This window comes from Chloroflexota bacterium (assembly GCA_011322445.1).
Taxonomy (GTDB): domain Bacteria; phylum Chloroflexota; class Anaerolineae; order Anaerolineales; family DRMV01; genus DRMV01.
This window is the reverse complement of sequence record DRMV01000041.1, coordinates 66,706-81,326: the sequence shown is the minus strand read 5'-3', so window position 1 is coordinate 81,326 and position 14,621 is coordinate 66,706. Positions and strand designations below refer to the sequence as shown.

The following is a 14,621-nucleotide window of genomic DNA, read 5'->3' as shown; positions in this document are numbered from 1 at the left end:
GCGAGTATAGAGGGGACAAGGGAAAAGGAAGATTTCCACACTTGGGGGGCAGGTCTTTTGGCGCATGAGCAAGAGCCATTGCCACACTTGTTCTCAGCAATCCCTGCATGAAGCCACTTCATCATCTTGACTTTGTGCATAAGACCGCAGGGCACACAGGCCTCGCTCTAAATGACCTCAGTTTCGGATAATATCTCTGGTAGCGTTCCGTGCTGAGCGAAGCGACCAAGGGGAGCCATGCCGAAGTGCCTGCACTGAGCCACGTCAAAGTGCCCGCACTGAGCTGCCGAAGTGCGAAACGCTGCTAACAGCGCGCTTTAACGACGATTGCTCCGCAATCTCCGCTCAACGCGTTTATCCGCAACTCAGGTTAAATGAGAAGAGAGATGGCAAAAAAGTCTCAAAACCAGAACAAGCCTTCCTTCCGTGGTCAAGGCGTCTTTCTGTAATTGAAAGGCTCACAATTTTACAGCGATCGTCGGTGAAACGCCAAGGCGCAAGGGACGGCATGACAGCCGTCCCTGTTACAACGTAACGGACAACTTTGTCCGTAATTGCGGCTATTTTAGCACAGGTTCGACCGCTCCCGTGAAGATTGCCCTCGCGGGAGCGCCCAGATGTTGTAGAAGTGATGTTTCGCCCTTGCCCCTGATGGGAACGATAGCGTCGTTTTTCAGGGCTCACCTTCCCTGCTCCAGTCTTCTCCAACGTTATCCGGACTGGAATGCTTCAAAAACCAGGGGCGGTAAGTAGGTATCATCATCCGCAAGATCTCTCGAATACGCCGACCGTCCCCGGCACGAGCCGCTTGTCGAAGAAGATCAAGGTATTTAGCCAACCAGGTAGCGTCTACTGGCGTGATACGGGCCACAAAGATTTTCTCGTGTTGGCTACTGGACACGCCTTCTTCAGCCGTCAGAAGTTCTTCGAATAATTTTTCCCCAGGTCGAAGCCCCGTAAACACAATGGGAATGTCCTTTTCTGTAAGGCCGGATAGGTGGATAAGATCTCGGGCGAGATCTGCTATTTTGATAGGCTCTCCCATGTCCAAAACATAGACGGCTCCATTATCTCCCAACCCTCCTGCTTGCAGAACCAATTGCGCGGCTTCTGGAATAGTCATAAAATAGCGTTTGATCTCCGGGTGGGTCACAGTAATAGGGCCTCCCCGGCGAATTTGTTCCTGAAACAGAGGAACTACGCTCCCTCGGCTGCCCAGCACATTGCCAAACCGGACCGAAACGAAAACCTGCCCTGGTTTGGCTTGGGCAGAAGCACTTTGCACCACATATTCAGCCACCCGTTTTGAAGCCCCCATCACCGAAGTTGGATTGACAGCCTTATCGGTAGAAATATTCACTAGGCGCTCAACGCCAACCGCTTGGGCCGCGCGCACAACATTGAGCGTTCCAAACACATTGTTGAGAATGGCTTCTTCGGGGTTCATTTCCATCAGAGGGACATGTTTATGAGCAGCAGCATGAAATACAATTTGAGGTTGTACCCGCTGGAAGACAAGCATTAGTCGTTCAGCATCCCTCACATCAGCAACGATAACCTGGTAACGTACCCCCGGCCACTCGAATCGAATTTCTTTCTCCATCTCATAAAGACTGTTTTCGCCGCGTCCCAAAAGCACAATTAAGCGTGGGCGAAAGCGAATCACCTGGCGCACAATCTCCGACCCAATAGAACCGCCCGCTCCCGTCACCAGCACAGTTTTGCCACTAAGGTATGAAGCAATGGTATCCAGGTCCAGACGAATAGGCTCGCGTCGCAGCAAATCCTCAAGGCGAACTTCGCGGATCTGACGAATAAGCACTCGTCCTGAAATGACCTCATGCAAAGCCGGAATTGTACGACAAGCCACCCCTTCTACCCGACACACCTCAGTAATCTGCCGGATCACCTTCCCGGGAGCAGAAGGCATAGAAATAAGCACCTCATTAACCCGATAGCCTTTGATGATTTGAGGCAAAGCAGACAAAGTGCCCACAACAGGAACACCCAATATGGTCAAGCCTTGTTTTGCTGGATCATCATCCAGGAAAGCCACCGGCAACAAACCTATATCGGGATGTCGTTGCATTTCTCGAACAATGAGTGAACCGGCTTCGCCAGCGCCAATCAGTAAAACGCGTTGGCGAGGCTGCGGGCTTTGGGCGCGAATGCGCCTTTCATCCACCCACCGGCGGAGAAACCGCACACCCCCTAAAAGCAGAATGCTCAAGGTGCCTTCGATAAGAGGAATGCTTCGAGGCAAAAGAAGGCCCGGGCGTCCTAATTGAAAAATGTGCCATAGCCACACCAGGGAGAGCATGATGACACTGTAAACCCCCACGGCTCGTCCCACAATATAGAGGTCATGCATGCCTGCTCGCCGCCAGGCTTGCCGATAGAGCTCATTAAGCCATAGGAGGCCAATTTTGATAGGAGCGGAAACTAAAGTGTAGAAAAGTATGGAAGTCAAAAAGAGACGAGGGGAATCCACCCGGAGGATAAAAGCCAAAGGCGCAGCAAGCAGCCACAATAAGGCATCAAGCAGGAACTTGACCGCCATCACTTTTCTCGAGAGGGTATATCTTTTCTTCATTCAGGAATCCTTCTGACCAAGAAGCGTATCAGGCAAAGGGTGGCGCATTCACCAAGAGGGGAAAAAATTCTGCTACTGGCTGGCACAAGAGTTTCCTCCTTTTCCCCACGGTTGTGAGTTGAAAAATGCCTCAGGTGTTCCTTTTTCCGTGCTCTCCCTGCCCTCGCCCAAAGGCTGATTTTACCCACTACTTGAAGAAAGGGAAGCAAAAGGGGAAACCGGCGCCTCTGCCCATCCCCACTTCATGGATAGCCTGGGGAGAAAAGAGGAAAGCCTTGCCCTGCTCGAGCAAAAGATTTGCAGGCCTCGTTCAGTGTGACGATAAGCGCAAACACAAAATGCGGCGTCACTGCCGCGTCACCGTAATCGTCCCCCGCCCTCCTTTTATTAAGGCGAGGAAAGGGGACAAGTGACCCAAGCACCTGGCCTGAACAAAGCCAAAGGCCAAGCGAGGCTCATCGGGGGTGAGCAAGGTCCTGCCACAAGCGAGGCCAATTGTGCTTTTTGAATGACCAAAATCATGTTTGAGAACGCATCATGCTTTCTCTTGGGGAGCGCTCTCTTCCAACGGCTGCCACCACGCCTTCACCCACACACCCATCATGCCAAGTATCACGCCCAGCACCGCCGCCAGCGCCACATTCATCTTTGTTCGCGGCGAAACAGGTTCCTCTGGCGGTACCGCTTGCGCCGACAGCAAGGCCACCTGGTTCTCCGACGACGCCAAGGCCTGGGTTTGGGAACGCAATGCAGTCAGTGAACGATAAGTCTCCCATGCCGTATCCCGTTGTTGAGCCGCCTCGCGCACGCGAGCCTGCTCTTCTTCCAACGTCTTTTTAAGGTTTACCGTCTCAGCCTCTAAAGATTTCTGCTGCTCTGTCAAACCCTGCTCGCGCTCTTCGATCGCAGTCTGCAATTCTTTTATGAGTCCTTTTGCTTCCCCAACCGTCAATGAGGACAAAGCGTCTGCTGGCCACTGCACTTGGACATTGATGGTACTGGAGGCGCACACTTGAAGGGCCCACACCTGTTGTTGCAACATCACCAAAGTCAAAGCATCACTAGGAGAAAACGCCGCGGTTGTCTCTAACCCGTTCAGGTATTTTTCAAAAGAGGCCACACTGGCCCGCAAACGCTCTAGACTGCGGGAAAGGGAAAGAACACAATCCAAAGTACTTTTTACATTTTCCAGTTGGACACTCAAAGCAGTTGCCTTACTCCCGTCCAGTACCTGAAGATAATTATCCTGCGTTTTTTGGTAATTCTCCCATGCCGACCGAATTTGAGGCGCAAGTTGGGCATCTAACGCCTCCCACCCATAACGCGCATTGATGTCATCTGCAACCAACTTAGCCCAATGGTTTGCGACCAACGCCGCCCGGGCCGGATCCGTATCCTTGAACAACAACTGCAATCCATCTTTCCCTTGCTCTTTCACTTCAGCGCTACCAGCAAGACGTTGCCATGTCAACGACTTTTCTTCTTGCGCCCACGCGGCCTGAACAGCCGGATCCTCGCTCAAACGCTGGAACAATTTAGGTGCTTGTGCCATGACTGTCACTGTTTTCACGTCCGGCACTATAATATGTAAAGAAAGACCTTCGCTGACCTGGTTCTCCAATTCGGGTTGGGTCAGCACCAAATCCGCTTCGGCCTGATATTGCTCAGGCAATGCCAGACTCACCACCAGAGCCGCCACGGCGGCCGCCAGCGTAACAGCCACAATGATCCACTTTCCACGCCAAAGGGTAAGCACCAGTTCTCGCAGATCGATTTCGTCTTCACAAAGATCCACGACTTGGTTTTCCATACCGTTATCCTCCACGCCTGGGCATCTCCCTGCCTGCTGCTGTTTCATTCTCAGGGCGAGAGGGAGCCATTATACTCCCTCCTCAGGGCTGAGGACAAGCCAGCGTGGCCTCTGCCGGCACAAAGACCCTCACACTCCCCGCGAGCGGTGCCTTCCCCCCCCGCTCGATCTGGATCAAAACCTGCGCTTTTGCATGAATGAAGCCATGATCTCTCAGCGGTTTGCAAAAGAGCACCAGCACTTCGCTCCCATCCTGAATCGCGGGCGGTGGTGTCGCCAGTGGCAGCCGGAAACGCATTTGCCCTATACCTCCCAGCACACCAGCGAAGAGCAGAGAAGGTGATTCTATCCCCCCAGGCCAGCAAGGCCCGCCGCAATCGTCGGTGGGTTGCACATAGCGGGGGTAAAAGAGATACCCCCAACTGCCCCACACCTTGTGCTGCACTAACGCCTGCTGCACCTCTTCGCGTGACCAGGGAAGGCTTGACCACGCGTGGAGCATATCCAGGCGGCGCAGGATTTCATCGGAGGTGGTGGGGCGCCAGCGGGGCGGCGTGGTGGCCGGCCAAGTGCTCGCGCCAGCCTGCCCGGAATAAGCCACCCATCCCATAGCGCCAAACTCCAGCACAACCATGGCCAGAGAAAGCAGCGCCACGCCGCCGCCCAGTTGCCATCCGCGGCGGGCAAGCCGTGGCGTGTTTTCCGCCAAGTCAAGCGGTGTTTGCAACCATGCCGGCAGCGTGCCGCCCAGCATCGCCGCGCCTTCGCGCAGCAATGTGACGCCCCCCACCGCGGCGAAGAGCGGCAGCACCCAGTCCAGCGGCACGATATACCGCCCCCCAGCGTCGCGCGCCACGGCGCTAACACCCAAATAGAAAACCATCAACCCGAGCGGAAAGACTACGGCCTCCCGCCGTTTGCGCCACAGCGCCGCCATGCCTGCGGAAAGCACCCCCATTTGCAAGAGTAGTAACAACGTGGTTTCCCCCGGCAACCGATACCAGGGGGAGGAGAGGAAGTCCCGCCAGAGAGGAACTTTCTCGCCCACGACCCACGTCATGGGGTAAAAGCGCGCCACCGGCGGGAACGCCAGCACGAGCGCCAGGATGTTGCGGATGAACAAATCGCCGATGGCAACGAGCAATCCCTCATGCCATTGAGCAAGGCGTTCCCAAAACCCTGTTGACGTAGGGCCTGACGAAGAAGTTGAGGCAGTTTGGGTGGCCAACGCCGTGTGACGAGGAAGCGGTGTGGCTTGGGCAGTGGCAGTTGGCACCGGTTCAGGGGTAGGAGTGGCGGAGAGGGAAGCGCTTGTCTTGGAAGGCGTTGCTGCAGGCAAAGTGGAGGGCACAATGAGGGTTGTGCCCGACGAGGGGGAAGGCACCGAAGAAGGGGGGCCTGCGGCAACATTTTGAAAGACGTCCATTCTAAATTTTGGGGAAAGCACGGTGTTTACCGGGCCAAGCAACCACCCGCGGATTATAGAAACCGTTGATATCTTTGAGCGCGCCCCGGGAGGCCTCAATGAGAGAATATGCCCCCGGCCCACCCATGGTACTAACACAGCGGCAATTCCTGCCACAAGTATCCCCATTAAGGCAATAGCCCGGATGATTCGTTGTCTTTGCCGGCCGCCCGAAAACAATATGGGGAATACCAAGAGCGGCGAGAGTGCTGCCAGTACCAGGACCTCCCGCCGGACGAGCAAACCAAAGGCCAGCAGCGCCCCCACGGCAAACAGCCACGCTTTGCGCTTCCACGGGCGTTGCAAGAAAAGCACCGCTGCCAGCGTCAGGAGCACGAAAGTTTCCCGCAGCAGGGGTTCGGTAGCCCACATGTGGACGTGCGAGGTAACATGAAAAAGGTCGGCGTGCAGAATCGCGTTCCTTTCGTGCAAAATTTCAAAGCCGGCCAGCAACAGCCCCGCGGCGCGTGAATGCACGAGAGCCCCCAGCAGGTACAACAGCGCGGGCATCCACGCAAGCAGGAGCAGGAGCACCGTGGTGATGGCAGACGCACGCCTGGCCCACACTTGAATCAAAGCCAGCAGACCGGCCAGTCCCAGATGAGTGTTGACCAGGGCTCCGCGCGGCGCACTCGCGCTGGCGAAATAACCATAGCCCAACACCGCTTGCTCACCGGCAAGGCCATAGCGTTCCGCGTCCGAGAAAGGGTAACGCTGGTAGTTCGGAGGGAATGCGGCCGGTTGGAAATGGGTCGGCGCAGGGGTGGTGCGCCACCAAATTCCGAAGGCCACCAACCACAGAACGACCACCACGATGGCGTCGCGCGCCTTGACCCGTTTCCAAAAACGGGAAGGCATCCACCGCGCCACCGTGATGCCAAGCCCCAGGAAAGTCAGTAAAAGCCACACCTGCCCGCTGAGGATGGGCACCCCCACGCCCTGCCAGTAAAAGGACGCCCGCCACCCCCAGCCGGTAAGGATGATGAACAAGGCTGCAACCCCCCACAGGGCAAGGATGGCAGTAAACGTTTTCCAGCCCGTGAATGCGGGGCGGTGAAAAACGCCCTGCTGCTTCCAGCCGAGGAACCAGGCGCTTCCCCCCACCCACACCAGCCAGAACCACAGCAAGAGGCCATGCTGCCACAATACGGCTGCGCGAAAGTTGCCTTCCCAAAAAGCGGAAGGGGTCAGCGCCAGCCCCAGGCTCAACCACGTCAGCCACCCCCAGCCCCACAGCCACAACGGGCGCTGCGCAGCCCGTTGCATCGCGGCAACGCCTCCCCGCCGCTGTTGCCACGCAAGCCACCAGATCGCCAGCGTGCCCAGGGCAATGGCGGCCACTTCACCACCCCACACGCTCAGGGGCACCGGATGCCCAAACCACCACGGGCGGCTGAGGAAATATCCGCCCCCCAGCACGCTGCCCAAGGTTGCCCACACAGCCCACCACAGCCAAGTGCGCCTTTCAAATTTGTCCGAAACGGTAGCATTCATGAAAACCTCGCGCGTCGCGGCCGCTTTGCCCAGAGAGCCCCATCGATGCCAACAATACACATATTATACCCACGCTTTCCCGCCCCAGCGGCGCGCCACCGACAGCAAGAAGCATTGTCAGGACGCGGGTCAGCCGGGCTAAAGCCACCGCACCGGCCCCGCCACGACCGCCTCCCTGCCCCAAAGGTAAGCCTCTCGCCCCGACGGTTTCCCCATCTTTGGCCATCTGGCATGGTGGTCGGCGGTAGGATTTCTGCTCTGGACGTTCTCTGCAGTGCTATAATGAGCAGGGGCACATCCTCGCGGCTCCGGCCGCGCAGCACACGAGGTCACGGTATGAACTTTCTCATCACCGGCGCAGCCGGTTTCCTGGGGGCAGCGTTAGCCAACCGCCTGGTGCGGGAAGGCCACCAGGTACGCGGGTTAGACGACCTTTCGGCGGGCGACCGCGAAGCCCTTTCGCCCGAGGTCATGTTCACCCGCGGCGACATCAACGACCGCCCCAAGCTGTGGACCTTGCTGCAAGGCGTCGATTGCGTCTATCATCTCGCCGCCCGCGTCTCGGTGCCGGAATCGGTGCTCTACCCGCGCGAATACAACGCCGTCAATGTCGGCGGCACGGTAGCGTTGATGGAAGCAATGCGCGATGTCGGCGTGCGGCGGGTAGTGCTGGTGTCTTCCGGCGCGGTGTATGGCTTCCAGGAAACCCAGCCGCTACACGAGGCCATGATGCCTAACCCCCGCTCACCTTATGCGGTTTCCAAACTCGCAGCCGAGCACTATGTGCGCACCATTGGGCTGCTGTGGGGCATGGAAACCGTGGTGCTGCGAGTTTTCAACGCTTACGGCCCAGGGCAGCACCTGCCGCCCTCTCACCCGCCGGTCATTCCCAACTTCCTTTACCAGGCCGTGCGCGGCGGCACGCTGGTCGTTCACGGCGATGGCAGCCAAACGCGCGACTATGTTTTCGTGGATGATGTGGTCGATGCGCTGGTGGCCGCGGCCACAGCCCCGCAGGCAGCCGGCGAAATCATCAACGTGGGCAGTGGCAAGGAAACCAGCGTCCGCCAACTTGCCAACCTGGTGCTGGAAATTGCCCACAGCCACGCCCAAATTGTGTACAATCCCCGCAGCGGCGGCGGCGTACCCCGCATGTGCGCCGACCTCAGCAAAGCAGCCCACATTTTGAACTATCACCCGCGAGTCGGGCTGGCCGAAGGGCTGCGGCTCACCCTGACACGCGACCCCCGCTTCCAGCCCAAGGAAGCCCAGCCCGCCTAACCAGCCGCGGCACTGCCTTCCCCTTGAAGGCCCACACCACTTCCCGGAGGTGCGTCATGCGTGCCTGGCGATTGTATGCCCACGATCTCATCGAAAACGAACCCATGCGCCTGGAAGACGTGCCGACCCCCGAGCCCGGCCCGGGCCAGGTGCGGCTCAAAATTCGCGTCTGCGGCGTGTGCCACACCGACCTGCACACCGTCGAAGGCGACATCCACCCCCCACGCCTGCCCATCACGGTGGGGCACCAGGTCGTCGGCATTGTAGATGAACTCGGCGAAGGCGTCACCAACCTCAAAATCGGCGACCGCGTCGGCGTGCCGTGGTTTTACGACGCTTGCGGCCAGTGCGAATATTGCCAGCACGGTGAAGAAAACCTGTGCCCCAACGCCCGCTTCACCGGCTTCCACGTGGATGGCGGCTACGCCGAATACATGCTGGCCGAAGCCCGCTACGCCCTGCCCATCCCTGAAAAAATGGACGACCTGCACGCTGCCCCGCTGCTCTGCGCGGGCATCATCGGCTATCGCGCCCTCAAGAAAGCCGACCTGCAACCGGGTGAACGGTTAGGGCTGTTCGGTTTTGGCGCCAGTGCGCACATTGCCATTCAGGTGGCGCGCTACTGGGGCTGTGAAGTCTACGTGTTCACCCGCTCGCCCAACCACCAGGACCACGCGCGCGAACTCGGCGCCGCATGGGTGGGAAGCCCCGACGAGAAGGCCCCCAAACCGCTGGACCGCGCTGTCATCTTCGCCCCCGCGGGCAAAGTCGTCCACGCGGCGCTGGCAAACCTCCGCCGCGGCGGCACCGTGGCCATCAACGCCATCCATATGAGCCCCATCCCCGAAATGCCCTACCCCCTCATCTATTGGGAACGCACTCTGCGCAGCGTCGCCAACGCCACTTATCAAGATGGCGTGGAATTCCTGAAACTCGCCGCCGAAATCCCGGTGCAGACCACGGTGCAGGAATACCCCTTAGAAGCCGCCCAAAAGGCGCTGCAAGATCTGAAAGCCAGCCGCATCAACGGCGAGGCCGTGCTGCGCATTGCACCGGAAGAAGATTAACAACGCCAACGCGTGTCGGCGATAAAAGCAAGGCAAAAGCCCTCCCACCACGGCAACCTTCCTCTCCTTGCCCGCTAAGGACCGCTTCGAAAACCCACGCGGGGAATGCCATCGCGCGTTCCCTGAGCGGCAAGTGCTTTCGGATGGGCACCGAGCAAGGGATTTTTGCCGCGCACCGAGCAGAAAGCCTTGCTTTTTTCACATTTCTAATTTATAATCTCTCTAACCTTGATAGCGTTACAAGGAAAAAACCATGAACTCACACCCGCATACCACGGCAGTCCCGGAAGAGCGTCTGATTCAAGCCCTGCGTGAGGCCGGCTTACGGCTTACCCCGCAGCGGCTGGCCATCTGCCGCTACCTGGCGAACACCGATACCCACCCCACCACACAAGAAATCTATCGCGCGCTGAAGCCGGAATACCCTTCCCTGAGCCTCGCGACCGTGTACAACACCCTCAGCGCGCTGGTGGAACTGGGTGCCATCCATGCCCTGGGTGACGCCGGTGACGACACCACGCACTACGACGCCGACATCGCGCCGCACATCAACCTGGTGTGCGTCCGCTGCCACCGCATCGTCGACCTGCCCCACGAGGCCGTCGCCGAACTGGAGCAAGTGGCCGCAGCACGCACCGGCTTTCACATCCTGGGCGCGCGGGTAGTCTATTACGGCCTCTGCCCCGACTGCCAGCGAAACGAAAGCCAAGGATCATGAGCACTCACGACCCCCAATTCCCTAACGGACGTTGTACCGACATCGTCGGCGATACCCTCATCGGCTACGACGGCGTGTTGGAAACCCGTCTGGACTACGAACACGCCCGCCTGCAAATTACCTACGACCCGCGCCTGCTGGAAGACGCCCAGGCGCAGGAAATCGCGCAAGAAGCCGCCCACCGAGCATGGGCGCGCGTGCAGCACTGCCCCCTCGCTGGAACCAAGACCTGCAACGATTGCGCGGCCCACTTAGCCAAAGATCTGGCCCAATTTTTTGGTCAGCCGCCCAAAGTGGTGCTGCAAGACGACGGCACCCTGGTGGCACGCCTGCCCCGCCACGCACCGCTCACGGCGGTGGTGGAAGCCGAAATCACGCCGCCGCCTCAGCCCGCCCCTGCCCGTCGCGGCTGGAGCAAACTGACGTGGGAAACCGTGCTGACCATTACCACCCTGGTTGCGCTGTTAGGGGCGCTGGCAGCCAACCACCTGGCCGCGCCGCCGTGGGTTTCCACCGCGCTGTTCGTCCTCGCCTACGCCGCAGGCGGCTACTTCGGTTCTATCGAGGGCATCGAACTGCTGATTACCGAGCGAGAAATCGACGTCGACCTGCTGATGGTCGTGGCGGCCTTAGGGGCCGCGCTGGCAGGCCAGCCCGCTGACGGCGCGGTGCTGCTCTTCCTCTTCTCGCTTTCCAACACCTTGCAATCTTACGCGCTCGGGCGCACCCGCCGCGCCATCGAAAGCCTGATGGACCTGCGCCCCCCCACCGCCACGGTCAAAACCGAAAAAGGCTGGGAAACCCTGCCCGTCGAGCAACTGCGCCTGGGCGATATCGTCATGGTGCGGCCGGGCGAACGCTTCCCCATCGATGGCGAAGTGGTGGCCGGCACCACCGAAGTTGACCAGTCGCCCATCACCGGCGAATCGGTGCCGGTGCTCAAAGAGCCGGGCGACAAAGTCTTCGCTGCCACCGTCAACACCACCGGCACGGTTGAAGTGCGCGTCACCCACCTGGCCCAGGAATCTACCTTGGCGAAAATTGTGCAAATGGTGGAAGAAGCCCAGGAAGCCAAGGCCAAAACCCAGCGCGCCCTGGAAACCTTCGAGCGCAACTATGCCAAGTTTGTGCTCGGTGGCGCTGTCTTGCTGACCGCCGTGCCGCCGCTGGTATTCCACGAACCCTTCGACACCGCCTTTTACCGGGCGATGACATGGCTTGTGGTGGCTTCCCCCTGCGCACTGGTGATTTCCACCCCCGCGACCATTCTCTCGGCCATCGCCAACGGGGCGCGCAAAGGGGTGCTGTTCAAAGGCGGCGCCCACCTGGAACGCACCGCCACGCTGGAAGTGGTCGCCTTCGACAAAACCGGCACGCTGACCGTAGGCGAGCCCCAGGTGCAGGGCGTGCACCCGGCCGAGGGCATAAACGAAGACGAATTGCTGCGCCTGGTCGCGGCGCTGGAAGCCCGCTCAGAACACCCCATCGCCCGCGCCCTGGTGCATGCAGCCCAACAACGCGGCCTGGAAATCCCCCCTTCGGCCGATTTCCGCGCCGTGGTGGGGCAAGGCGTGCAGGGGACGGTCGAAGGGGCTACCCTTTGGGTCGGCAACGTGCGCATGTTCCACGAGCGCGAGGTGCCCCTGCCGGCCTCACTGGCCGGGCAAATCACCGCCCTGGAAGCCCAGGGGCAAACCGTGGTCATCGCCTACCGTCCCGAGACACGGCGCTGGCTGGGGATGATTGCCGTGGCCGATTCGCTGCGCCCCGAGGCCGCGGATGTGGTCAAGAAACTGCACGACCTGGGCGTCAAGCATGTGGTCATGCTCACCGGCGATAACGAGCAAGTGGCAGCGGCCATTGCTGCCAAGGTGGGCGTGGACGAATTTTACGCCGAACTGCTGCCCAAAGACAAAGTGCGCGTGCTGGAACGCCTGCAAAAGCAATACGGCCCCACCGCGATGGTGGGCGACGGCGTGAACGACGCGCCAGCGCTGGCATTAGCCGATGTCGGCATTGCGATGGGCGGCGCCGGCACCGACGTGGCCCTGGAAACCGCCGACGTCGTGCTGATGGCCGACAACCTCCACCATTTGCCCTACGCCATCGGTCTGGCGCGCAAAGCCCGCCGGGTGGTGTGGCAGAACCTCACCTTTGCGATGGGCGTCATTGTGTTGCTGGTGGCCTCGGCCTTTGGCGCGGGCCTCACCCTGCCGTGGGGCGTCGTGGGCCACGAAGGCAGCACCGTGCTGGTTGTGCTCAACGGCTTGCGGTTGCTGGGCTACCGCGGCTAAAACCACCGGCCTTCCCTACGCACCGTTTCCGGTCGTTACTCGGGGCAGGGATGAACATCCCGCCCCGGAGCCTTTTAACGGCTCACACACAGCACAACGGCTTCGGGGCCCGCCTACGGCTTCCAGGGCGCAACGTACCACCGGATGTAGGCTTCCACGTGGCGGTGCCAGTAGGCCTCATTGTGCCGCCCGATGTTGAAATGCCACTCATGAGGAACACCTTCCTGCGTGAGCACCCCCTCGAACCAGCGCGCCGACTCGGTAATTTGCTGCTGGTCCGCGTCGCCGATATCCAGATAAATCCGCGGCCACTCGCCAGGCGGGATTTCGCGCAGCCAGGAGCGGACGTGCGGCACATCTTCCCAAAACACCGGGGGGCTATGGCCGCCAATGCTGCCAAACAGTTCCCAATGGGAAAGCCCGAGATGAATGGCCCACGACGCCCCGCGTGAAAGCCCCCCGATCGCCCGGTCGTAGCGGTCGTTGCGGGTGCGGAAGTGGCTTTCCACCCACGGCATGAGCACCTGCAAAAAGGTTTCATCCCAACCGGTGTTGCGGGGCTGCTCCCATGTGCGCTCGCCGGGCATCACAATGATGAAAGGCGGCGCCTGGCCGGAAGCGATCAGGCGGTCGGCCACCGCAGGCGCCCCCAGCCGCACCCACTGGGTCTGGTCAAAATTCTGGCCGTGAATGAGGTAAAGCACCGGATAGCGGCGGGTGGGCTGCTGGTCGTAGCAAGGCGGCAGGTACACCAGCACCGGCATACGGTACGTGAGGTAACGGGAAGGCAGGCTGGCGCTCACGATCTCCCCACCGGCATACCAGCATGCGGGGGTAGGGTTGGGGGTGGGGGTGGCCGTCGCGGCAGGTGTGGGTGTAGGTGTGCGCGTCGGCGTGGGCGAAGGCGTCGCCAAAGGGGAAGGCTGCACCGTTGCCGCAGGGGTGGGCGGCACCCATGCCGTGCCCGTGGCAACGGCATGGGCAGAGGCACAGCCCCCCAACAACAAAAGCCCGACGAGTAACCACCATCGGGCTGCTGCAAAGCGGGGCCACCGGCCTGGCCGCTGGAACCACTTACGAAACCGCTTCGACCTCAACGTACGCGCCGTTTCCATTCTTCCTTCAACTGCAACTGCCGCGGGCTGACGCCCGATTCCAGCAGCAAAAAGTCATACATCAAACGGTTGAACTTGCTGGGCTCGTCGAGCATCGGGAAGTGCCCCGACTTCTCGAAAATAATCTGGTGCATATTTTCCGGCAGGCGGGTGAGCGTGTCTTCAGCGGGCAGGCCGATGAGGGGGTCATTCCGCCCGTGCACCAGCAGGCAGGGCGCTTCCACGCGCATCACCTCGGCCAGTAAATCCATCGCCTGAATTTCGGCCAGCGAGGTGGTAATCGCTGCAGGGTCGGTCTTAGGGGCTTCCTTGCGGGCCGTTTCGGTGGAAAGGGTCGGCGTGAGCAACCAGGAAGCCAGCCGCTCCGGCGGGTCGCTCTGCAACCGCGGGTGAATGGCCTCCACCGTGCTGGGCATCGCCACCATAGCCATGCGGTCCACCGCCAACGGATATTGCAGGGCAAAAAACAGCCCCACCACAGCCCCCAGCCCATGGCCGATGAGTGCGACTTTCCCAATGCCCATTTCTTCCAAAAAGGCGGCCAGCAGGTGAATTTGAGAAGCCAGGGCGTAATGCTCGGCGTGCTTGTCGCTATCGCCAAAGCCCCACAAATCCAACGCATAGGCGCGATAGCGCTGAGAGGCGCTTTGCATCGCGGGCACCCAATAGCGCCACGACCCCACCCAGCCGTGCAAAAAGAGCACGGGGCGGCCGCGTCCCAACACTTCGTAATGGACAATATGGTCTTTGATGATAATGGCGCTCATGGGGCCACCTTTTTACC

At 60.0% G+C, this 14,621-nt stretch carries 9 protein-coding genes; 4 read left to right on the top strand and 5 right to left on the bottom strand.

Annotated elements, in window-relative coordinates; translation table 11 throughout:
* Positions 1-673: 673 nt before the first annotated feature.
* The 3 genes from ENJ54_08625 to ENJ54_08615 form a co-directional block, all read right to left on the bottom strand.
* A complete protein-coding gene (locus ENJ54_08625; protein ID HFC09895.1) occupies positions 674-2,560 on the bottom strand; it encodes a polysaccharide biosynthesis protein in 1,887 nt (628 codons plus the stop codon).
* A 568-nt stretch (positions 2,561-3,128) separates the two neighbouring features.
* Positions 3,129-4,451, bottom strand: coding sequence for a hypothetical protein (locus ENJ54_08620; GenBank protein ID HFC09894.1), 1,323 nt, complete (start codon positions 4,449-4,451; stop codon positions 3,129-3,131).
* Positions 4,452-4,485: 34 nt separating this feature from the next.
* On the bottom strand, positions 4,486-7,362 hold the full coding sequence (locus ENJ54_08615; protein ID HFC09893.1) for a hypothetical protein: 2,877 nt from the start codon (positions 7,360-7,362) through the stop codon (positions 4,486-4,488).
* 336 nt (positions 7,363-7,698) lie between these two features.
* On the opposite strand from ENJ54_08615, the gene ENJ54_08610 reads away from it, so the two are divergent.
* The 4 genes from ENJ54_08610 to cadA all read left to right on the top strand — a co-directional run bounded on the left by ENJ54_08610 (position 7,699) and on the right by cadA (position 12,722).
* Positions 7,699-8,643 (top strand): NAD-dependent epimerase/dehydratase family protein, encoded by a 945-nt coding sequence (locus tag ENJ54_08610; protein HFC09892.1) that lies wholly within the window; start codon positions 7,699-7,701, stop codon positions 8,641-8,643.
* Between the two features lie 56 nt (positions 8,644-8,699).
* On the top strand, positions 8,700-9,710 hold the full coding sequence (locus ENJ54_08605; protein ID HFC09891.1) for a zinc-binding alcohol dehydrogenase family protein: 1,011 nt from the start codon (positions 8,700-8,702) through the stop codon (positions 9,708-9,710).
* Between the two features lie 253 nt (positions 9,711-9,963).
* Positions 9,964-10,428: a transcriptional repressor gene (locus ENJ54_08600; GenBank protein HFC09890.1), complete on the top strand. Its 465-nt coding sequence runs from the start codon at positions 9,964-9,966 to the stop codon at positions 10,426-10,428.
* Positions 10,425-12,722, top strand: coding sequence for a cadmium-translocating P-type ATPase (cadA, locus tag ENJ54_08595; protein ID HFC09889.1), 2,298 nt, complete (start codon positions 10,425-10,427; stop codon positions 12,720-12,722). Before ENJ54_08600 ends, cadA begins: the two co-directional genes overlap by 4 nt.
* 113 nt (positions 12,723-12,835) lie before the next feature.
* Here the strand turns inward: cadA and ENJ54_08590 are convergent, their stop codons facing one another.
* Both ENJ54_08590 and ENJ54_08585 read right to left on the bottom strand, forming a co-directional pair.
* Complete coding sequence (locus ENJ54_08590) at positions 12,836-13,837, bottom strand: hypothetical protein (protein ID HFC09888.1); 1,002 nt, start codon at positions 13,835-13,837, stop codon at positions 12,836-12,838.
* The gene (locus ENJ54_08585) at positions 13,816-14,604 is read right to left on the bottom strand and encodes an alpha/beta hydrolase (protein HFC09887.1); all 789 of its coding nucleotides are present in this window, start codon (positions 14,602-14,604) and stop codon (positions 13,816-13,818) included. Before ENJ54_08585 ends, ENJ54_08590 begins: the two co-directional genes overlap by 22 nt.
* Positions 14,605-14,621: the final 17 nt, after the last annotated feature.